A 21,450-nucleotide genomic window follows, 5' to 3' on the forward strand; every position below is an offset into this window, starting at 1 on the left:
GTCATGCTGGGTCGGTGCGCAGTCACCATCAGGACGTAGTCGCCGCGGATCGCGCTCTGAGCGCCGTGCCGCCTGGCGCGGGTGCCGCCGCCATGGCGACCGGGATCGTGTCGGTCGCGCTGCACCTGGCCGACATCGAGTGGTTCTCCAGGATCTGGCTGGCCATCGCGATCGGTATCTGGGCGGTGCTCGTCGGCGTTTTCCTCATGCGGTTGGTCGGCGACCGGGCCCGCTGGGTGGCGGAGGCCGACACCCCGGCCGCACTGACGGCTGTCGCGGCGACCACGGTCCTCGGCGCCCGGGTCGTCCTGCTCGGCTGGGACGCGATCGCGGTGCTCGCGCTGTGCGTGGCCGCTCTGGTCTGGGCGGTACTGATGCCCGCGGTGATCGGGCACTGGACCGGACCGACCGTCGGGGCGCACTTCCTGCTGTGCGTGGCGACGCAGGGACTGGTCGTCCTCGGCGCGACCCTCTCGGTGGCGCTCCCGGTGTTCTGGCTGACCCCGGTGGCGGCGGCGACCTTCGTCCTCGGACTGATCGCGTACCTCGTGGTGCTCTCGCGGTTCTCGTTCGCGCAGTTCAAGACCGGCGCGGGCGACCACTGGGTGTGCGCGGGCGGACTGGCCATCAGCGCTCTCGCGGCGGGCAAGCTCATCGTCGCGATGGATGCGGCCGGCTGGAATGGCTGGCCGCACACCGTGATCCGGGTCGCCGCGGCGGTGATCCTTGCCCTGGACCTCGCCGGGTACCTGGCGCTGGTGATCTGTGAGGTGCGGTGGCCCCGCATGGGATTCGACGTCCGGCGTTGGTCCACCGCGTTTCCGATGGGGATGACCGCCGCGGCAACGATCACGGTCGCCGATGCGATCGGAGCGCCCTGGCTCAGATCGATCGGGCTGACGCTGATCTGGCCCGCGGTGGCGGTGTGCGTGATCCTGTTGGTGGCCTCGGCCCGGCACCTGGTGTCCGCGGGATCCGCGGACACCAGCGCCGACTAGAGTCCGTTGACCGCGCCCTCGGCGGCCTCGGCCCACTCGCGCCACTGCTGTGCCTGGGCGAGGGCCTTCTCCGCGTCCTTGGTCTTGCCCGCGGCAGTCGCCTTGGCGGCCTGGTCCTCGAACTGCGCGACCCGCTCGCGGAACTGGGCTGCCCTGGCCATGGCCTCGGGATCGGTCCGGCGCCACTGGGAATCGACGGCGTCGCGGACCTTCTTCTCGATCGCGCGCAGCTTGCCCTCGAGATCGTGCATGCGCTCGCGCGGCACCTTCCCGATGGCGTCCCACTTGTCCTGCAGGTCCCGCAGCGCGGCGCGGGCGGCCTCGAGGTCCTTCTCGGGGTTGATGTCGCCGAACTCGCGCAGCAACGCCTCCTTCGCGGTGGCGTTCTCGTCGAACTCGGCGTCGCGCTCGGACGCCGCGGCGTTGCGGGCGGCGAAGAACACGTCCTGGGCGCCCTTGAACCGCTTCCACAGGGCGTCGTCGGCATCGCGCGGCGCCCGGCCCGCGGCCTTCCACTCGGTCAGGAGATCACGGAAGGCGGCGGCCGTCGGGCCCCAATCGGTGGAGTCGGACAGCGCCTCGGCGCGGACCACGAGCTCCTCCTTGACGACCTTCGCGGAGGCACGGTCGCGGTCGAGTTCGGCGAAATGCGCGCCGCGACGCCGGTTGAACGCCTCCCTGGCCTTCGAGTACCGCTTCCAGAGCGCGTCGTCGACCTTACGGTCCACTCCGCGGATCGTCTTCCACTCGTCGAGGATCTCGCGCAGCCGATCGCCCGCGGCCTTCCACTGGGTGGACTCGGCGCCGATCTGCTCGGCCTCCGCGGCGAGCTCCTCCTTGCGGTGGGTGTGCTCCTCCCGCTCGTGCTCGCGTTCGACCTTCGCGGCCGCTGCGGCCTGATCGGATTCGGCGACGACCACGTCCAGCCTGCGTGCCAGCGCATCGATGTCGCCGATCACCGCGGCCGTCGACAGCGACTCCGCGAGCGCGACGGCTGCGGCCTTGGTCTTCTTCGCGTCGCCAGCACCAGAGGCGAGCCGGGCCTCCAGCAATCCGACCTCGGTGGCCAGGTCGTCGTATCGGCGACCGAAGTGGGCCAGGCCCTCGGCCGCGTCCCCGGCCTGCCAGGAACCGATCTGGCGCTCGCCGTCGGTGGTCTTGACCCAGGCGGTGCCGTCCTCGTCCACCCGGCCGAAGAGGCTCGGGTCGCTCGGCGGAGCCAGGGTGGGCGGGTGCGCCACGGCGGGGGCGGGCCCGGCGGCCGACGGCTTGATCGCGCCGGGCTTGGGGGCGCCGGGCTTGGGCGCTCCTGGCTTCGGGGCGCCTGGCTTGGGTGCGCTGCTGTCGGTCATGACTCCTCATCTCTGCCGCGCGTCACGGCTGCCGTTGCGTCGTTGGTCTCATGCCACTCGTACATGTGGGTTCCATTCAACCCGCTGCAAGTGGCCAGGACTATTGAAACAGGTCAGACCCCGAAGTCGGGGATTCCGCCGTCGACTACCGTGGCCCACTGTGTTCACCGCCGCGGCTCTCGTCCCCTCGCCACCCCTGCTGATACCCGAGTTGGCTGGCGGCGCGGCGGCCGAGACCGATGAGCTGCGGCTGGCCTCGAAAGGTGTGGCCGCACGGCTCGGCGCGCTCTCGACTCGCTGGACCGCGATCGGCGTCGGACGCACCGAATGCGAGATCCCGGCGACCGCGGCGGGCACCTTCCGCGGCTACGGGGCTGACGTGCGGGTCGCGCTGTCGCCCGCCGCCTCGGGTCTGGACCCGGAGCTGCCGCTGGCCGCGTTGATGGCCGGCTGGCTGCGGGCCGCTGCGCCCGCCGAGACCGTCGTGGACGCGATCATCGTGGCCGAGGACACCTCGCCGGTGTACTGCGCCGAACTCGGCGCCCAGCTGCGTGATCGCCTCGAGGCCGACCCCCGACCACACGGCGTGCTGGTGATAGCCGACGGCGCCCGGACGCTGACGGCCAAGGCGCCGGGCTCGTTCGACGAGCGGGCGCCCGAGGCGCAGGCCGAGCTGGACCGGGCACTGGACTCCGGTGACGCGGAGTACCTGGCGGAACTCGACCCGGTGGCCTGCCTCGACATCGGGATCGAGGGGCGCGCGGCCTGGCAGGTGCTGGCCGGGCTGTTCGGGGGCGCTCCGAGCGAGTGCCGGACCTACTACCGCGGCGCGCCGTTCGGCGTCGGCTACCACGTCGGCATGTGGTTGCCGTGAGCGAGCGCACACCCGTACCGGTCGCGGTGGTCGGACCGACCGCGACCGGGAAGTCGGACCTCGGACTCGACCTCGCGGAGCGGCTCGGCGGCGAGATCGTCAACATCGACGCGATGCAGCAGTACCGCGGCATGGACATCGGCACCGCCAAGCTGCCACCGGATCAGCGCCGCGGCATCCCGCACCACCAGCTCGACGTGCTCGACGTGACGGAGACGGCCACCGTCGCCAACTATCAGAGTTCGGCGAGGGCTGACGTGGAGGCGATCGCAGCCCGCGGCGCGGTGCCGATCATCGTCGGCGGGTCGATGATGTACGTGCAGTCCCTGCTCGACGACTGGTCGTTCCCCGCCACCGATCCCACGGTGCGGGCGCGCTGGGAGGCCGTACTGGCCGAGCGCGGGGTGGCGGGGGTGCACGCGGAACTGCTCAAGGCGGATCCCGAGGCCGCCGCGACGATCCTGCCGACCGACGGCAGACGGATGGTCCGGGCCCTCGAGGTCGTCGAGCTCACCGGCAGGCCGTTCGCGGCATCTGCGCCGGCCATCGGCGAACCGCGTTGGGGGACCGTTATTCTCGGTGTGGATCGCGACACCGCGGAGCTCGATGAACGAATCGGGCTGCGCACCCGGTTGATGTTCGACGGCGGTCTCGTCGAGGAGGTTCTCGGCCTGATCGAGGTGGGACTGCGCAAGGGTGTGACGGCCCCGCGTGCCATCGGCTATGCCCAGGTGCTGGCCGCCCTCGACGGCGAGTACGACATGGACGAGGCCCGGGAGCGGACCCTGATCGGGACCAGGCGGTACGTCCGCAGGCAGCGTTCCTGGTTCCGGCGCGACCAGCGGGTGCACTGGCTCGACGGCGGTGACCGCGATGTGATCTCTAGAGCAATGACGATTGTGGGGAGCCAGTGAGCAAGAAGCCGGTGAGCAGACTCGCGGCACGTGAGGCGCGGGTCACGGTGCGCAATGCGCGCTTTCAGCAGTGGGAGTCGTACCTGAACACCCGCGCCAAGCGGACGAAGTCGGCGCGGTTCCTGATCCAGGGCGTGCGACCGCTGACGCTCGCGATCGAGCACGACTGGCCGCTGGAGGCGCTGCTGTACCGGATCGACGGACCGCCGCTCTCGTCCTGGGCCCGCGGTGTGCTCGATGGTTGGCAGCACGAGAAGGTCGGCGTCAGTGGCGAACTCATGGCGGAACTGGGGGAGAAGGACGCCTCACCCGAACTAATCGCGGTCGCGAAGCAGCGGCATCGCGGACTGGGTTCGCTTGCCCTCGCCGGTGCGTCGCCCCTGCTCGTGGTGTTCGACCGGCCGTCCTCGCCAGGCAACCTGGGCACCCTCATCCGGTCGGCCAATGCCTTCGGCGCGGACGCGGTGATCGTCGCAGGGCACGCGGCCGATCCCTACGACCCGCAGTGCGTGCGCGCCTCGACGGGATCGCTGTTCGCCGTGCCCGTGCTGACGGTCTCCGACGCGGACGAGGTGCTGGCCTACCGGGCGCGGGTCCGCGACGGCGGCACCGAGCTGCGGATCGTCGGCACCGACGAGGACGGCGACATGGCGATCTTCGAGCACGACTTCACCGGGGGCACGATCCTGGTCATCGGCAACGAGACCCGCGGGATGAGCGCCTCATGGCGCGCGGCCTGCGACGTCACCGTGAGCATCCCGATCGGCGGTGCGGCCAGCTCCCTCGGCGCGCCGAGCGCGGGCGCGGTCTGCCTCTACGAGATTGCGAGGCAGCGCGGATGAGCGACGAGTGGGATTCGGACTGGACGTCGCATCCGGACGCGTCGTCGTCGGCGCTCGCGGGCAGGCTCGCCGCGCGGATGGCGCTGTTCGCCGGGGTCGGCGAGCCGTACCCGCCGCTCGGTAGCATGATCGGCATGGAATTCAGCAAGGGCCACGGCACCGAGAACGACTTCGTGGTGCTGCCGGACCTCGACGTGCGCCTGGATCTGCGCGCCGATCGGGTGGCCGCGCTGTGTGACCGGCGTCGGGGACTCGGCGCCGACGGCGTCCTGCGGGTCGCCAGGGCGGGCGCCCTGCGCGCGGCAGGCGTCCTCGACGCGCTGCCCGAGGGCGTCGGAGACGACGACTGGTTCATGGACTACCGCAACGGCGACGGCTCGATCGCCGAGATGTGCGGCAACGGGGTCCGGGTGTTCGCGCATTATCTCCGGGCCACCGGCCTCGAGGGATCCGCCGAATTCGTGGTCGGCAGCCGCGCGGGCGCCAGGCCGGTGGTCGTGCACCGCTGCGACGGATGGACGGCCGATGTGAGCGTCGGCATGGGCACGGTCACCGAGCTCGGGACCTCCAGCGCCACCGTGGGCGGCCAGACGTTCACCGGGGTGGGCATCGACGTGGGCAATCCGCACCTGGCCTGCGTCGAGGAGTCGCTCACGGCCGACAAGCTCGCCGCGCTCGACCTGACCGCCGCGCCCGAGTTCGCGACGGACTTCTTCCCGCACGGGGTCAACATCGAGATCCTCACCCCGCTCGTCGACGGCGCCGTCGATATGCGCGTCTACGAGCGCGGGGTCGGCGAGACCCGGTCCTGCGGCACCGGCACGGTCGCGGCCGCCGCTGCTGCGCTGCGGGCCGACGGGCGCGAGGAGGGCGAGGTCCTGGTGCGGGTGCCGGGTGGTGAGGTCCTGGTCGCGGTGCGCGACGGCGCAGCCGAACTGCGGGGTCCGTCGGTTCTGGTCGGCTCCGGGCGCATCGACGACGACTGGTGGAACGCGCTCGCGTAAATGCGCGTGCACCAGGAGGGTCGGTCGTGGGACCATGGGTCTTGTATGACGAAAACACCGCGTATCACGAAGACACCGATCCTCGATCACATCGACGCCGAGCACGACGGCGCCGATGGCCACGACGCCACCGACCGCGACACCGACTGGGCGGGCCATGACCCCTCGGTCGGCGAGATGCAGTTGGACGAGCGCGCCGCGCTGCGCCGGGTCGCCGGACTGTCCACCGAGCTCACCGACGTCACCGAGGTCGAGTACCGACAACTCCGCCTCGAGCGGGTGGTGCTGGTCGGCGTCTGGACCCATGGCACGGCCGAGCAGGCCGAGGCGAGCATGGCCGAGCTGGCGGCGCTTGCCGAGACCGCGGGTTCGGAGGTGCTCGAGGGGCTGGTGCAGCGCCGCGACAAGCCCGACGCCGCGACCTATATCGGCTCCGGCAAGGCCAACGAACTGCGTGAGGTGGTGCTCGCCACCGGCGCCGACACCGTCATCGCCGACGGCGAGCTGACCCCTGCGCAGCTCAACGCGCTGGAGAAGGTCGTGAAGGTCAAGGTCATCGACCGGACCGCGCTGATCCTCGACATCTTCGCCCAGCACGCCACCTCCAGCGAGGGCAAGGCGCAGGTCGCGCTGGCGCAGATGCAGTACATGCTGCCGCGGCTGCGCGGCTGGGGTGAGTCGATGTCCCGGCAGGCGGGCGGACGCGCGGGCAAGGACGGCGGCGTGGGAACGCGCGGACCGGGCGAGACCAAGATCGAGACCGACCGCCGACGGATCCGCGAGCGGATGGCGAAACTGCGCCGCGAGATCAAGGAGATGAAGGGCGCCCGCGACACCAAACGCACCCAGCGTCTGCGGAACGAGGTGCCCTCGGTCGCGATCATCGGTTACACCAATGCCGGCAAGTCCAGCCTGCTCAACTCGCTCACCGGCGCGGGAGTGCTGGTGCAGAACGCACTCTTCGCCACCCTCGACCCGACCACCCGCAAGGCGGAGTTCGAGGACGGCCGCCAGTACGTACTGACCGACACCGTCGGCTTCGTCCGGCACCTGCCGACCCAGTTGGTCGAGGCGTTCCGGTCGACGCTGGAGGAGGTGGCCGACGCCGACCTGCTGCTGCACGTCGTCGACGGCTCCGACCCGCTGCCCACCGATCAGATCAAGGCGGTGCGCGAGGTGGTCACCGAGGTGCTCCGCGAGACCGATTCGCCTGCGCCGCCCGAGCTGTTGGTGGTCAACAAGATCGACGCCGCGGATCCGGTGATGCTCACCCAGTTGCGGGGGCTGCTGCCCGGTGCGGTGTTCGTCTCCGCGCGGACCGGCGAGGGGATCGCCGAGCTGCGGGAGTGCCTCGCAGAGATCGTGAAGGCGCCGGAGGTGGAGGTCACCGTGCTGGTGCCGTACACCCGCGGCGACCTGGTGGCCCGAATTCACGCGGATGGCCGCATTCTCGGGTCTTCGCACGAGCCGGAGGGCACACTGGTCCGCGCGAAGGTGCCGGAGGCGCTGGCCTCCGCACTCCAGGAGTACCGACACAGCGCCTGACCGGACGGGAACGGACATGACGGAACCGGGCGCTGCTGCCTGTCTCGACGCCGCGGGCACCGCGGCCGGATCTTGTTGGTGGGCCGATGCGTAGCAAGCTGGCGGTACTCGCGCTGGCGGTGGTCGGGTCGGCCGTGGTGACCGCGGCCTCGGCCGGGGCCGCGCCGGGGTCGAGCGGTTCCGCCGGCTCCTCGACCGGTTCCGAGGCGTCCGACGCGCGTTTCGAGACGCTCTGCACCCCAACCGATCCCGGGCTCGCGGAGATCTCCGGGCTGGTCTCCACCGGCGAGACGATCTACGCCATCGGTGACAGCGGCACCGACGACGAGGTGTGGGTGCTCGACAACCAGTGCCAGGTCACAGGCACGGTGGCGGTTCCGCCGACTCCGGTCGACGTCGAGGACATGGCCATGGCAGGCGGTCGGCTCTGGCTCTCGGACACCGGCGACAACACCAAGGTCCGCCAGCAGGTGTCGCTGACCGGCCTGGACCCCGTCACCGGCGCAGGCGCGATGCACCTGCTCACCTACCCGGACGGCCCGCACGATGCGGAGACGCTGCTGGTCGGCCATGACGGCCGACCGGTGATCGTCACCAAGGAAATCCTCGCGGCCAGCGGCATCTACCGACCGGCCGGCGGCGCCACCCTTGACCAGCTCGGCCCGGGCCCGGCGCCGCTGCAGCGCATCGGGCAGATCGCCTACGCACCCACCGACACCCCCGGCAGCCCGATGCCGGTCGCGGGGTCCATCCTGGTGACCGGCGGCGCGGTCAGCGCCGACGGCCGGGTCGTCGCGGTGCGCACCTACACCGACGTCTACCTCTACCCTGCGCCCGACGGCGACATCGCGGCCGCGCTGACCGGCGCGACGCCGGTGCGGGTCCCGATGCCGGATCAGCCGCAGGGTGAGGCCATCGCGTTCACCCCGGACGGCGATCTGCTCAGCGCATCCGAGGCGAACGGCGGTCCGCTGCCGCCGATTCAGGTCCTGCGCGGCGCAACCGGACTGGTCGACCTCGGTGCGTAGCCGCCTCGCGGCGGTGGTCGTCACAGTCCTGGGTTCGGCCGTTCTCTGCGCGCTGCCCGCGGTGGCGCAGCCGAGCTCGGCCCCGGGGCGATCGAGACCGTCGATGCCGACTTCGAGAACCTCTGCACTCCAACGGATCCCGCTTTGGAGGAGTTGTCCGGACTGGCGGTCACCGACGAGGGGATCTATGCGGCCGCCGACAGCGGGACGGACGATGCGGTCCGGGTCCTCGACGATCAGTGCCGGGTGACCGGCACGTTGCCCCTGCCCGTCGACCCGTTCGACGTGGAGGACCTCGCCCAGGCCGACGGGCGGTTGTGGCTCTCGGACACAGGCGACAACGCCGGTGCGCGGACCACCGTCGCGCTGACCGACATGGACACCGGCACCGGCGCGGGAACATTGCGCCGGCTCACCTACCCGGACGGCGCCCACGACGCCGAGGCGATCCTCCTTGGCAGTGACGGGGTCCCTGTGCTCGTGACGAAGGAACTGTTCGGCGCGAGCGGCATCTATCGGCCCGCCGGTGCGCTGCGCGCCGAGCAGTTGCCGAGCCCGGGACCCACCGCGTTGGAGCGGGTGGGGCAGATCGGGTTCGAGCCCACCGAGACGCCGGGCGGCCCGATCCCGTTCGCTGCCTCGACCATGATCACCGGCGGCGCGGTCAGCGCGGACGGCACGGTGGTGGCGCTGCGTACATACACCGACGTGTACCTGTACCCGGCGCCGGACGGCGACGTCGTGGCGGCGCTGACCGGCGCCGAACCGATCAGGGTGCCGATGCCGGAGCAGCCGCAGGGCGAGGCCATCGCCTTCACCCCGGCAGGCGACCTGCTCAGCGCGTCCGAGGCGAACGGCGGACCGCTGCCACCGATCCGGGTCCTGTACGGGGCGGAGGGGCTGGTTGAGCCCGGGACCGGGTCGGTGGAGGTCGCACTGCAGGTGGAACCCGGGGCGGTGATCGCCGCGGGCGTCGGCGCCGGGCTCGTGGTCGCCCTCGGCGGCGTGCTGTGGTGGCGGATCCGCTCGCGGCGTCGACGGAACTGAACAGTTGTCGGGTTCGGGTCGGTAGGCTCCATGCCGATTCACACGTCAGCCGAACGGCGGACAACTCTCACAGCGGCGAAGGGCAAGCTCCAGATGTTCAACATTGCGGTCAAGAAGGGGCACGAGAACGTGTCGCTGCTCGGTATCGGTGCCTACCGGCCCCAGCGGATCGTCAGCAACGCCGAGGTGTGCGAGGTACTCGACTCGTCGGACGAGTGGATCTACGAGCGCAGCGGCATCCGCAACCGCCGTTGGATCAGCGGCGACGAGACCGCGAAGTCGATGGCCGTGGCCGCGGCCGAGCGCGCGATCAAGAACAGCGGCATCGACAAGGAGCAGATCGGTGCGCTCGTCCTCGCCACCGGTAGCTGGAAGACGAAGATCCCGCACGGCGCCCCGCAGGTGGCGCACGAGCTGGGGATCAACGGCATCGCGGCGTTCGACCTCGCGTCCGGCTGTGGCGGCTTCGGCTACGGGCTCGGCGTTGCCACCGACATGATCCGGTCCGGTTCGGCCGAGTACGTCCTTGTCATCGGTGTCGAGACGATGTCCGTGGTGATGGAACCGACCGACCGCAACACCGCCTTCATCTTCGGCGACGGCGCGGGTGCGGTTGTTGTCGGCCCCAGCGAGCGGAACGGCATTTCGCCGACCGTGTGGGGTAGCGACGGCGAGAACTCCGCCGCCATCAGCCAGAACTACGACATCCCCGCGTACATGGACCGTGCGGAGGCGCTGCAGGCCCAGGGTGCGGACGCCGAGCAGATCGGCCGCATGGTGGTGTCGATGGAGGGCCCCCGCGTGTTCCGGTGGGCGGCGATCACCCTGCCCAAGGCCCTCGGCAGCATCTTGTCGGAGTCCGGCGTCGCGATCGAGGACATCGAGGTCTTCGTCCCGCACCAGGCCAACGCCCGGATCAACGACCTCATGAAGAAGAACCTGGGCCTCGGGGACGACGTGCCCGTCGCGAACGACATCGAGAACACCGGCAACACGTCGGCCGCGTCGATTCCGCTCGCGATGGAGGAGATGCTGGTGACGGGCAAGGCGAAGGGCGGACAACTCGCCCTGCTGCTCGGCTTCGGCGCCGGACTGAGCTACGCGGGCCAGGTCGTCACGTTGCCGCCGGTGCCCGTCGAAACGAGCTTCTGACCCGTCGCAGCCGCGTGCGGCTGCCCGGAGCGCTGTCGTAGCGCATCATGGGCTGATGGACCCTGTCGAGGCGTTGCGGGAGATCGCATACTGGCTCGAGCGATCGCGGGCCGAGACGCATCGCGTCAAGGCCTACCGCCGCGCCGCGGACATCGTCGAGGCCCTCAGTGACGAGCAGCGGGACCGGCTCGGCCGCACCGGGACCTGGGCCGCGCTGAGCGGGATCGGGCCTAAGACGGCCGCGGTGATCGCGGAGGCGTATGCGGGTGGGGTGCCCGCCTACCTGACCGAGGTGAAGTCGAAGGCCGGCCAGATCGGTGAGGGTGGGCGGGCGCTGCTCGCGGCGCTGCGCGGCGACCTGCACACGCACTCGGACTGGTCCGATGGGGTAGCCCCATCGGGGAGATGATGCGCCGGGCCGCGATGGTCGGTCACGAGTACTGCGCACTGACCGACCATTCGCCGCGGCTGACGGTGGCGAACGGACTCTCCGCGGAGCGGCTGCGCCGACAGCTCGAGGTGGTGGCGGAGCTGAACTCAGAGCTCGCGCCGTTCCGCATCCTGACCGGGATCGAGGTGGACATCCTCGACGACGGCTCCCTTGACCAGGAGGAGGAGCTGCTCGCCGAACTCGACATCGTGGTCGCGAGCGTGCACTCGAAGCTCGCGATGGAGTCCGACGCGATGACCAGACGGATGGTGCGGGCCGTCGCGAACCCGCATGTGGACGTGCTCGGGCACTGCACCGGCAGGCTGGTCGAGGGCACCCGAGGGACAAGGCCGGAGTCGAAGTTCAACGCGGAGGTCGTCTTCGAGGCGTGCCGCCAGTTCGGCACGGCGGTGGAGATCAACAGCAGGCCCGAGCGCCGTGATCCGCCCGCGCGTCTGATCGAGTTGGCACTCGAACGGGACTGCCTGTTCGCGATCGACACCGATGCGCACGCGCCCGGCCAGCTCGACTTCCAGGGATACGGGTGTGAGCGGGCTCAGGCGGCCGGGATCGGGGCCGAACGGGTGGTCAACACCTGGACAGCCGACGATCTGATCGCCTGGACCCGGCAATAGATCCTCCGGTCACTCCTCGACGGCCGGCTCCGATGCGCCCGTCCGCTTCGCCGGAGTGCGTGCGGCAGTGGTCTTCTGGGTGACGCTCTTCTTGACCGGGGTCCGCGAGGTGGCCGCCGTCGCGGCGACGGCCTTTCGTGGAGCGGCCTTTCGTGCGGGGGCCTTCTTGGCTGGTGTCTTGGCCGTCGGTGTCTTCTTGGCCGGAGTCTTGGTGGCTGGAGTCTTGGTCGCCGGGGTCTTTCCGGTGGCCGCCTTCTTCGCGGTCCGCTTCCGCGCGGGCGCCTCGGCGGGTACGACCGGGACCTCCGCGGCCGGCGCGGCCGGCTCCTGCAGTTCGTGCGGGGTGCCCTTCGCGTCGAAGTAGTCGCCACCCTTTCGGCGCACGTCATCGGTGCCCCAGGACCGATCCCTGTCTACGGGCGCCATCCGTGGAATGTGCTTGCGGCAGTGAATGTATGCCTCCTCGACATCCACGACCACCCAGCGTTCGGGCGTGCGGCCGTTGGCGTGTGTGTCGGGCAGGTCGGCCAACTGGGCACGTAGGTCGACATCCTCGACAATGCGGGCCGAGCCGTTGACGTGGAGACCGATCAGGTCGCGGACGAAATCCATCATCAGGATACCGACATGTGGGTTCTCCCTGATGTTGCCGAGACTGGCCATCACCCCGTTGCCGCGATATTCCGGATATGCGACGGTCCGCGGATCGATGACGTGGATGAAGCCCGGTTCACCTGCTCGGAATGTGGAATCGCATTCGCCGTGTGCATCGGCTGTCGCGATGAACGCCATTTCCTGCCGGGCTACGAACTCGATCATTGTCGGATTCAGGTGATTGAGCATCTGATCGGAATAGAACCGCTCGGCACGTTCTGTGGTGCCGAATTCGTTCTGCAGTTCATGTTCGCCAACACTCCCCAAAGTGGGACGAATAGACATGGAACTCCTCGGGAACGGAAGTCACGGACCAGCTGGCCCGTTCATGGGCGGTAACGCTAGCCGAGGGGCCGATCGATCGCACCGTTTCCTCCACGTGGGCGCGAATGCGGTGTCGCGTCCTAGAATTGGCCCCCGTGACTGAGCAGGAGATGACGACGGGCGCCGGTGGATCCCGATTCCGCTGGCAGATGCACGGCGACGGCAAGAGGATCGCGGACGGTGCCGTCGTGGCGCCCGACGAGCGGCTGTCGTGGCCCCGCACGGTCGGAATCGGCATGCAGCACGTGATCGCAATGTTCGGCGCAACATTGTTGGTGCCGACGATCACCGGGTTCCCGGTGACGACCACACTCTTGTTCTCTGGCATCGGCACCGTGCTGTTCCTCGTCATCACCAGGGGCCGGATCCCGAGCTATCTGGGTTCGTCGTTCGCGTTCATCGCTCCGCTCACCGCCTCCGCGGCCGACGGACCTGCCGCGCAGCTCGGCGCGGTGCTGGCTGTCGGCATCGTGCTGATGTTGGTCGGCATCGTGGTCAAGCTGGCGGGCGCCCGGGTGCTCGACGCCGTGATGCCGCCGGTGGTGACCGGTGCCGTGGTCATGCTGATCGGATTGAACCTGGCGCCTGCGGCGGTCGGCTCGTTTCAGGCCCAGCCGCTGATCGCGGCCGTCACCCTCGTCGCGATCCTTGTCGTCACCGCGGCCGGTCCGGGACTGCTCGGCAGGCTGGGAATCCTTGTCGGCGTCGTGATCGGGTGGGTGTTCGCCGCGGTGACGGGTGGCCTGTCGACCGAGCGAGTGGACGCGCTCCGTGAGGCGGCCTGGGTGGGTTTGCCGCACCTACGAGGGCCGAGTTTCCAGTGGTCGGCGATCGCGCTCGCGCTCCCGGTGGTGATCGTGCTGATCGCCGAGAACGTCGGTCACGTCAAGGCGGTCGCGGCGATGACCGGTCGGTCGCTCGACGACGTCGCGGGCGACGCGCTCTTCGCGGACGGTCTCGCCACCACCCTCGCGGGCGCGGGCGGTGGCTCGGGTACCACCACCTATGCGGAGAACATCGGCGTGATGGCGGCGACAAGGGTGTACTCCACCGCCGCCTACTGGGTGGCGGCGGCGACGGCGATCGTGCTCGCGTTCTCGCCGAAGTTCGGTGCCCTCGTGTTCACCGTGCCGGACGGCGTGATCGGCGGCGCCACGCTGGTGCTCTACGGGCTCATCGGGATTCTCGGCGTTCGGATCTGGATGGAGGCGAAGGTCGATTTCACCGATCCGGTGAATCTCACCGTCGTCGCCGCGGCGCTGGTGGCAGGCATCGGAAACCTCACCCTGATGGTCGGGTCGGTTGAGCTCGGTGGCATCGCGTGGGGCTCGGTCGGGATCCTCGTCGGGTACCCGCTGATGCGGGCGTTGGCGCGGCTGCGTCGGTGACCCACTCGTCGCCGAGGCCGGGATTCGCCGTGGGTCACAGATTGCGCTCGCTAGGGTCATCGACCGCCGAGTCGGCCGACGCCTAGCCTGGCAGGCAGCTACGTCGACACACAGGAGCCTTGATGGAACGCACGCTTTTCGAGCCCGAGCACCTTCTCTTCCGGGAGTCCTACCAGAAGTTCCTCGAGCAGGAGGTCGCTCCCAACCACGACAAGTGGGAAGAGCAGAACATCGTCGACCGTGAGGTCTGGAAGAAGGCCGGCGAGCAGGGCTTCCTCGGCATGGACGTGCCGGAGGAGTACGGCGGCGGCGGCGTCGAGGACTTCCGCTACAACGCAATCATCACCGAGGAGACCACCCGCGGTGGTTTCAGTGGCGTCGGCTTCATGCTGCACAACGACGTGGTGGCGCCGTACCTGCTCAAGCTGGCCAACGAGGAGCAGAAGAAGCGCTGGCTGCCCGGTTTCTGTTCCGGTGAGATCATCACCGCGATCGCGATGACCGAGCCGGGAACCGGCAGCGACCTGCAGAACATCAAGACCCGCGCGGTGCGCGACGGCGACCACTGGGTCCTCAACGGCTCGAAGACCTTCATCACCAACGGGATCAACGCCGACCTGGTGGTCGTGGTCGCGTGCACGGACCCGGACAAGGGTGCCCAGGGCTTCTCGCTCCTCGTCGTCGAGCGCGGCATGGAGGGCTTCGAGCGCGGTCGCAACCTGGACAAGATCGGCCTCAAGGCGCAGGACACCGCCGAGCTCAGCTTCACCGACGTGCGGGTTCCCGCAGCCAACCTCCTCGGCGAGGAGGGCATGGGCTTCATCTACCTGATGCAGAACCTGCCGCAGGAGCGCATGTCGATCGCCGTCGTGGCCGCTGCCGCGATGGAATCCTGCCTCGAGATGACGATGCAGTACGTCCGCGACCGCAAGGCGTTCGGCAAGCCGATCGGCAGCTTCCAGAACACCCGCTTCGTGCTGGCCGAGCTCGCCACCGAGACCACCGCCGTGCGGATCCTCGTGGACAAGTTCATCGAGCAGCTCAACGAAGGCAAGCTCACCGTCCAGGAGGCCGCGATGGCCAAGTGGTGGACCACCGAGGCGCAGGTCAAGCTCATCGATCGCTGCCTTCAGCTGCACGGCGGTTACGGCTACATGCGCGAGTACCCGATCGCCAAGGCGTACATGGACTCTCGCGTGCAGACCATTTACGGCGGCACCACCGAGATCATGAAGGAGATCATCGGTCGGGGACTGAACCTGTCCTGATCGGACCGGAGACGAGAAAGGCCGCGGCACCGGGTGCCGCGGCCTTTCTCGTGCGCACTGGGGTTCAGTCGCGGCGGATCAGATCTTGCGCATCACCGTGACGACCTTGCCGAGAATGGCCGCGTCGTTGCCGGGGATCGGTTCGAACAGCGGGTTGTGCGGCATCAGCCACACCTCGCCCTTGGTCCGCTTGAATGTCTTGACGGTCGCCTCGCCGTCGATCATCGCGGCAACGATGTCGCCGTTGTCGGCCACGCTCTGCTGCCGGACGACCACCCAGTCGCCGTCGCAGATCGCCGCCTCGATCATCGATTCGCCGACCACCTTCAGCAGGAACAACGATCCCTGGCCGACGAGCTCGCGGGGGAGGGGGAACACGTCCTCGACGGCCTCCTCGGCGAGGATCGGACCGCCTGCGGCGATCCGTCCGAGCACGGGGACGAAAGTCGGCTTCGGCAGCTGGGTCTCGGTGCCCTCGCCCGCGGGCTGCGCCGCGTGCTCGAAGCCTGCCTCGGTGTCGGAGGCCGCAACACCGTCGTCCAGCCCGCGGACGTCCACGGCGCGCGGACGGTTGGGATCGCGTCGCAGGAAGCCCTTGCGTTCGAGCGTGCGGAGCTGGTGTGCGACCGACGAGGTCGACGTGAGCCCGACCGCGTCGCCGATCTCGCGGATGCTCGGCGGGTAGCCGCGTTCGCTGACCGAAGCGCGGATCACCTCCAGGACCCGGCGCTGACGATCCGTGAGCCCCGCCGCGAGGTCGGATCCGCCTGGGGTGGCGGCCGAGCCGTCGTTGGAGCTGTCGTCCTTCATGGAGGGCCTCCCGTGTCGATGTGGGTTCTGACACGAATCTAGACCGGATTCCAGCATGTTTCAAACATCTGTTCGAGATGTGTCGCGTCAAGTCGAGACTTTGTCGGACCGCCGTGGTAGAAATCGAACATGCGTTCACTCGAACGTGTGAACGAATGAAGCGACACGAGCACCGGCGGAGGTTCCGATGAGCATGGCAGTCCCCATGAGCATGGCAGTTCCCACGAGCAGGGCGGTCCCGAAGAACACGGTCCCGAAGAACACGGTCCCGAACGGCGCGAGGTCGCGACAGGTCGCCGCGCGCCGACGCCGGGTGGACGGGTTCGTCGAATACGGCCGGGCGCCGATGCCGGTGTCGAGGGCGGTCCACGGCAGGCGCAGGCGGGACGGCGGAATCGGCGCGCTGCTCGTGGGGATGCTGCTGTCGGCCGTCGCCGTGGCTGGCCTGCTCGGGATCGCGCAGGCCCGGTCGAACCCGCAGTTCGCCCTCGGCGAGACCGCGGTGGTGCAGGTGCAGGGCGGGGAGACGCTCAGCGACGTCGCGTCGCGCGTCGCGCCTGCGAGCCGTGTCGAGCAGGTCGTGGCGCGGATTCTCGACCTGAACGCCATGTCAGGAGCCTCGGTGCAGGCGGGACAATCGCTGGTGGTGCCCGTCGGACCGGTGGACTGAACCCCGATGCGCGCCCTCGGGCGCCCGGCGGCGGTATCCTCGAACCCTGTCAGCCCCACCACATCCAGTGGTCGTACAGGGCTCCTCGGTTCCGACGAAGGATTCGCCATGCATTGCCCGTTCTGTAGGCATCCCGATTCGCGCGTGGTCGACTCTCGTGAAGCCGACGAGGGCAACGCCATTCGCAGGCGGCGATCATGCCCGGAATGCGGTCGGCGGTTCACCACCGTCGAGACCGCGGTGCTCTCGGTGGTCAAGCGCAGCGGCGTCACCGAGCCGTTCAGCCGCGAGAAGGTGGTCCGCGGCGTTCGGCGAGCCTGCCAGGGCCGGGCGGTGGACGAGGACGCGCTCTACAAGCTCGCCCAGAAGGTCGAGGAGGCCGTGCGCGCGGCCGGATCGGCAGAGATCCCCAGCAACGAGGTCGGGTTGGCGATTCTCGGCCCGCTCCGCGACCTCGACGAGGTGGCCTACCTGCGATTCGCCTCGGTGTACCGCTCTTTCAGCTCCGCGGAGGATTTCGAGCGCGAGATCAAGGACCTGCGCGTGCATCGCGAGGAATCCGCGACCGACTGACCGTCACCGGGTGATCGCGGCGATCGCCTTTCGGATCCGCTTCTCGGACACGGGGTACGGGGTCCCGAGCGACTGCGCGAACAGGCCGACCCTCAATTCCTCGATCATCCAGCGGACCGCGTCCACATCCGGATCGTGGTGCCTGCGCTCGTCCAGGCGTGCGAGCAGTCGGCCGTAGTCCTCGTACACCGCGTCCAGCACCACCAAACCCTGGCTGTCGCGCCCCGCGCTCGCGGGGAGCGCCTCCAGACGGCGGATGGCTCCCTCCAGGTAGCGAGGCAGCTCCCGCAGCCGGTCGGTGCCGGTGTCGGTGACGAATCCGGCATACATCAGCGCCTCGAGCTGCTCGCGCACGTCGTCGGCGGCCTCTCCCGTTGCGCGATCGAGGATCACGCGCAGCTCCTGGGCGCGGGACAGCGCGGGGACCACCAACCGGACCAGCACAGCCACCCGAGTGGCGAGCTGGGCTCGCACCGCGGCCTGCAGCTTCTCGAACGCCTCCGGGGTCCGGGTCGGCCCGCCGTTCGCGTCCATCAGCTCGTTCACCGCGCAGGCGCGGCAGTCCTCGACGAGGGCCTCCACGTTGCCGTGCGGGTTCTGACTCAGTGCCAGCCGATCCCGGGTGCCGAGGCCGGAGACCGCGGTCTTGGTCGGGGTGACGATGGCGCTGAGCAGCAGGGCCCTTGTGCCCTCGCGCATCGCCTGGCGCTGCGCGAGAGGGGTGCTGAGGACCCGGACCGCGACGCCCTCCTTCTCGGGGACGAGTGCCGGGTAGCCGACCACCTTCTGGCCCGCGATGGTGCGGGTCACGCTGTCCGGCAGGGTGCCGAGTGTCTCCGACGTCCAGACCGCGGCGGCCGGACGCTCGGTGCTCGAGGCGGCCTTGGCCACCTCGACGTCGACGCGGGGCGAGAGCGAGGCGGAGAGCCCGGTCAGGCTCTTGCTCCGGCCCAGCACCTTGCCCGAACCGTCGACCGCGGCGAAGGTCATCCTCAGGTGATCCGGGACCGCGCTCAGGTCGAAGTCGCGGGGCGAGATCGGGGCGCCTGCCATTCGGGACAGTTCCCTGGCGATCGCCATCGTCAACGCCTCGGATCGCGGTTTGACGGCCGACAGTGCTGCCCTGGCGTAGTCGGGTGCGGGGACCACGGTGCGACGCAACGGTTTCGGCAGCGTCTTGATGAGCGCGGTGACCAGGTCCTCGCGCATGCCGGGCACCAGCCAGTCGAAGCCGACCGGGCGGACCTGGGCGAGCAGCGCGACAGGGATGCGTGCGGTGACGCCGTCGTCCTCGGTCCCGGGTTCGAACTGGTAGGTCAGCGGGAACGAGATCTCGCCCTGGCGCCAGGTGTTCGGGTAGTCGCCGCCGAGCACCCCGGCGGCATCGGCATTCACCACGGTCGACGCGGTGAAGTTCAGCAGGTCCGGATCCGTGCGCCGGGCGCGCTTCCACCAGGTGTCGAAGTGCCTGGCGGACACGGCCTCCTGGCCGACGCGCTGGTCGTAGAACTCGTAGAGGGCCTCGTCGTCGACCAGGATGTCGCGCCTGCGTGCCCTGGTCTCCATCTCCTCGACGTCCTCGAGCAGGGCGCGGTTCTGATGGAAGAACTTGTGCTGGGTCTGCCATTCGCCCTGTACCAGCGCGTGCCGGATGAACAGCTCTCGCGAGGTCTCGGGGTCGATCGAGCTGTAGGTGACAGCCCGCTTCGCGACCAGTGGGATGCCGTACAGAGTGACCCGCTCGTACGCCATCGCGCAGGCGCGCTTGGTCGACCAGTGTGGCTCGGAGTAGGTGCGCTTGATCAGGTGCGGTGCCAGCTTCTCCGCCCACTCGGGCTCGATGCCTGCCGCCATCCTGCCCCAGAGCCTGGAGGTTTCCACCAGTTCGGCGGCCATCACCCAGCGCGGCGGCTTCTTGAACAGCGAGGAACCGGGGAACACCGCGAACCGGGCACCACGGGCGCCGAGGAAGTCTCGCTTGTCGCCCTCGCGCAGGCCGACGTGGGAGAGCAACCCGGACAGCAGCGCCTGGTGCACCGAGGCCTCGCTCGCGGGCTGGTCGTTGCCGGTCCAGCCGAGCCCACGGGTGATCTGCGCGAGCTGGCCGTGCAGGTCCTGCCACTCCCTGATCCGCAGCCAGTGCAAGAACTCGTTCTTGCACATCTTCCGGAACTGGTTGGAGGACAGCTCCTTCCGCTGCTCGCCGAGGTACTCCCACAGCTTGAGGTAGGCGAGGAAATCGGAGCCGGCAACGGTGAACCGCGCGTGCTTCTCGTCGGCGGCCTGCTGGTGTTCGGCGGGCCGCTCGCGTACGTCCTGGATCGACAGCGCGGCGACGATGATGAGGGTCTCGCGCAGGCACCCGGTGTTGTGCGCATGGGCGAGCATCCGCGCCATCCTGGGGTCCACCGGCAACTGGGCGAGCTCCCGCCCGACCGGGGTCAGCTCGGTGACGCCGTCCTTGGCGCCCGGTTTGATCGCCCCGAGTTCCTCGAGCAACGCGACGCCGTCACGGATGGCACGCGGATCCGGCGCCTCCACGAACGGGAAGGCGGCGATGTCACCGAGGCCGAGTGCGGTCATCTGCAGCACCACCGACGCCAGGTTGGTACGCAGGATCTCGGGTTCGGTGAAGGCCGGACGCGACTCGAAGTCGTCCTCGGAGTAGAGGCGGATGCAGATGCCGTCGGCGACACGGCCACAGCGTCCGGCCCGCTGCCGGGCCGAGGCCTGCGAGATCTCCTCGATCGGCAGTCGCTGGACCTTGGTGCGGACGGAGTACCTGGAGATGCGGGCGGTGCCCGGATCGACCACGTACCGGATGCCGGGGACCGTCAGCGAGGTCTCCGCGACGTTGGTCGAGAGCACCACCCGGCGTCCCGTGTGCCGCTCGAAGACCCGGTGCTGCTCGGCCGCGGACAGCCGCGCGTACAGGGGCAGGATCTCCGTGCCGCGCAGCTTGCGGTCCCGCAGCGCGTCGGCGGTGTCGCGGATCTCGCGTTCGCCGGAGAGGAACACGAGGATGTCGCCGTCACCCTCGCCGAGCAGTTCCTCGACGGCCTCGCCGACCGCGTCGACAGGGTCGCGATCGATGGTCTGCTCGCCGACGTCGACGCTCAGCGGCCGGTACCGGACCTCGACAGGGAAGGTGCGACCCGAGACCTCCACGATCGGCGCGGGCACCCCGTTCACGGCGAAGTGCTGGGCGAAGCGCTCCGGGTCGATCGTCGCGGAGGTGATGATCACCTTCAGGTCGGGCCGCCGCGGCAACAGTTCCCTGAGGTAGCCGAGGATGAAGTCGATGTTGAGGCTGCGTTCGTGCGCCTCGTCGATGATGAGGGTGTCGTACCGGCGCAGCATCCGGTCGCGCTGGATCTCGGCGAGCAGGATGCCGTCGGTCATCAGCTTGATCAGAGTGCCGTCGGACACCTGGTCGGTGAAGCGGACCGTGTAGCCAACGGCCTCGCCGAGCGGGGTGTCCAACTCCTCGGCGATGCGCTCGGCGACGGTGCGCGCCGCGATCCGGCGCGGCTGGGTGTGCCCGATCAGCCCGCGCACCCCACGCCCGAGGTCGAGACAGATCTTCGGGATCTGTGTTGTCTTACCGGATCCGGTCTCGCCGGCCACGATGACGACCTGGTTAGCCGCGATCGCGGCGGCGATGTCGTCACGGCGCAGGCTGACAGGAAGGTTGTCCGGATAGCTGGTCTTCGGGGTGTTCGCGCGGCGAGTGGCGATCCGGGCCTCCGCCTGCGACACCTCGCGGAGGACCCCGGCGAGGGCCTCGGGGTTCGAGGCGCGGTCGAGGCGGCGCCGGAGTCGGTGCTCGTCCCGGAGGGAGAGGTGGGCCAGGCGGCGCTTGAGCTCACGCCGGTCGACGTCGGGCAGCTCGGGCGAAGGTGTGGTGGACATGCTCGGACCAGCCTATCGAAAGGCCGCCAC

At 69.6% G+C, this 21,450-nt stretch carries 16 protein-coding genes and 2 pseudogenes; 14 read left to right on the forward strand and 4 right to left on the reverse strand.

Annotated features, from left to right (window positions below; genetic code table 11):
* Positions 1-14 precede the first annotated feature (14 nt).
* Entirely contained in the window at positions 15-998 is a 984-nt protein-coding gene (locus BTZ20_RS10930) for a tellurite resistance/C4-dicarboxylate transporter family protein (protein WP_077041379.1), read from the forward strand.
* On the opposite strand, the gene BTZ20_RS10935 is transcribed toward BTZ20_RS10930, so the two are convergent.
* Positions 995-2,350, reverse strand: a complete 1,356-nt coding sequence (locus BTZ20_RS10935) for a DUF349 domain-containing protein (protein ID WP_077041380.1) — start codon at positions 2,348-2,350, stop codon at positions 995-997. The genes BTZ20_RS10930 and BTZ20_RS10935 overlap by 4 nt on opposite strands.
* Before the next feature lie 160 nt (positions 2,351-2,510).
* Here BTZ20_RS10935 and BTZ20_RS10940 point away from each other — a divergent pair, with 160 nt between their 5' ends.
* The 9 genes and pseudogenes from BTZ20_RS10940 to BTZ20_RS10980 all read left to right on the forward strand — a co-directional run bounded on the left by BTZ20_RS10940 (position 2,511) and on the right by BTZ20_RS10980 (position 11,821).
* Positions 2,511-3,224: a class III extradiol dioxygenase subunit B-like domain-containing protein gene (locus BTZ20_RS10940; protein ID WP_077041381.1), complete on the forward strand. Its 714-nt coding sequence runs from the start codon at positions 2,511-2,513 to the stop codon at positions 3,222-3,224.
* Positions 3,221-4,138 carry a tRNA (adenosine(37)-N6)-dimethylallyltransferase MiaA gene (miaA, locus tag BTZ20_RS10945; protein ID WP_077043627.1) on the forward strand — a complete coding sequence of 306 codons (918 nt, stop codon included), beginning with the start codon at positions 3,221-3,223 and terminating at the stop codon, positions 4,136-4,138. Before BTZ20_RS10940 ends, miaA begins: the two co-directional genes overlap by 4 nt.
* A complete protein-coding gene (locus BTZ20_RS10950; RefSeq protein WP_077041382.1) occupies positions 4,135-4,980 on the forward strand; it encodes a TrmH family RNA methyltransferase in 846 nt (281 codons plus the stop codon). Before miaA ends, BTZ20_RS10950 begins: the two co-directional genes overlap by 4 nt.
* A gap of 134 nt (positions 4,981-5,114) precedes the next feature.
* Entirely contained in the window at positions 5,115-5,984 is an 870-nt protein-coding gene (gene dapF, locus BTZ20_RS10955) for a diaminopimelate epimerase (RefSeq protein ID WP_077043628.1), read from the forward strand.
* Positions 5,985-6,029: 45 nt separating this feature from the next.
* The gene (gene hflX, locus BTZ20_RS10960) at positions 6,030-7,529 is read left to right on the forward strand and encodes a GTPase HflX (protein ID WP_077041383.1); all 1,500 of its coding nucleotides are present in this window, start codon (positions 6,030-6,032) and stop codon (positions 7,527-7,529) included.
* Positions 7,530-7,615: 86 nt separating this feature from the next.
* Positions 7,616-8,557, forward strand: a complete 942-nt coding sequence (locus BTZ20_RS10965; RefSeq protein WP_077041384.1) for a hypothetical protein — start codon at positions 7,616-7,618, stop codon at positions 8,555-8,557.
* A gap of 144 nt (positions 8,558-8,701) precedes the next feature.
* The gene (locus BTZ20_RS10970) at positions 8,702-9,604 is read left to right on the forward strand and encodes a hypothetical protein (protein WP_145982273.1); all 903 of its coding nucleotides are present in this window, start codon (positions 8,702-8,704) and stop codon (positions 9,602-9,604) included.
* Between the two features lie 93 nt (positions 9,605-9,697).
* On the forward strand, positions 9,698-10,756 hold the full coding sequence (locus BTZ20_RS10975; protein WP_077043629.1) for a beta-ketoacyl-ACP synthase 3: 1,059 nt from the start codon (positions 9,698-9,700) through the stop codon (positions 10,754-10,756).
* A 55-nt stretch (positions 10,757-10,811) separates the two neighbouring features.
* Positions 10,812-11,821 (forward strand): annotated as a pseudogene (locus BTZ20_RS10980) (PHP domain-containing protein).
* Between the two features lie 339 nt (positions 11,822-12,160).
* Here the strand turns inward: BTZ20_RS10980 and BTZ20_RS27990 are convergent.
* A pseudogene (locus BTZ20_RS27990) lies at positions 12,161-12,760 on the reverse strand (pyridoxamine 5'-phosphate oxidase family protein); the annotation flags it as partial.
* 149 nt (positions 12,761-12,909) lie between these two features.
* On the opposite strand from BTZ20_RS27990, the gene BTZ20_RS10990 reads away from it, so the two are divergent.
* Positions 12,910-14,187, forward strand: a complete 1,278-nt coding sequence (locus BTZ20_RS10990) for a solute carrier family 23 protein (protein WP_077043630.1) — start codon at positions 12,910-12,912, stop codon at positions 14,185-14,187.
* Positions 14,188-14,309: 122 nt separating this feature from the next.
* Positions 14,310-15,455 carry an acyl-CoA dehydrogenase family protein gene (locus BTZ20_RS10995; protein WP_027499503.1) on the forward strand — a complete coding sequence of 382 codons (1,146 nt, stop codon included), beginning with the start codon at positions 14,310-14,312 and terminating at the stop codon, positions 15,453-15,455.
* A 78-nt stretch (positions 15,456-15,533) separates the two neighbouring features.
* Here the strand turns inward: BTZ20_RS10995 and lexA are convergent, their stop codons facing one another.
* The gene (gene lexA / locus BTZ20_RS11000) at positions 15,534-16,265 is read right to left on the reverse strand and encodes a transcriptional repressor LexA (RefSeq protein ID WP_077041386.1); all 732 of its coding nucleotides are present in this window, start codon (positions 16,263-16,265) and stop codon (positions 15,534-15,536) included.
* 187 nt (positions 16,266-16,452) lie between these two features.
* Here lexA and BTZ20_RS11005 point away from each other — a divergent pair, with 187 nt between their 5' ends.
* A complete protein-coding gene (locus BTZ20_RS11005; protein WP_145982274.1) occupies positions 16,453-16,935 on the forward strand; it encodes a LysM peptidoglycan-binding domain-containing protein in 483 nt (160 codons plus the stop codon).
* A gap of 108 nt (positions 16,936-17,043) precedes the next feature.
* Positions 17,044-17,508 carry a transcriptional regulator NrdR gene (nrdR, locus tag BTZ20_RS11010; RefSeq protein ID WP_077041388.1) on the forward strand — a complete coding sequence of 155 codons (465 nt, stop codon included), beginning with the start codon at positions 17,044-17,046 and terminating at the stop codon, positions 17,506-17,508.
* A gap of 3 nt (positions 17,509-17,511) precedes the next feature.
* Here nrdR and hrpA read toward each other — a convergent pair whose 3' ends face one another.
* Positions 17,512-21,420 (reverse strand): ATP-dependent RNA helicase HrpA, encoded by a 3,909-nt coding sequence (gene hrpA / locus BTZ20_RS11015; protein ID WP_077041389.1) that lies wholly within the window; start codon positions 21,418-21,420, stop codon positions 17,512-17,514.
* Positions 21,421-21,450 lie beyond the last annotated feature (30 nt).

Origin of the sequence: Rhodococcus sp. MTM3W5.2, from assembly GCF_001984015.1 — a bacterium.
In the GTDB taxonomy this organism is placed as follows: Bacteria; Actinomycetota; Actinomycetes; order Mycobacteriales; family Mycobacteriaceae; genus Rhodococcus_G; species Rhodococcus_G oryzae.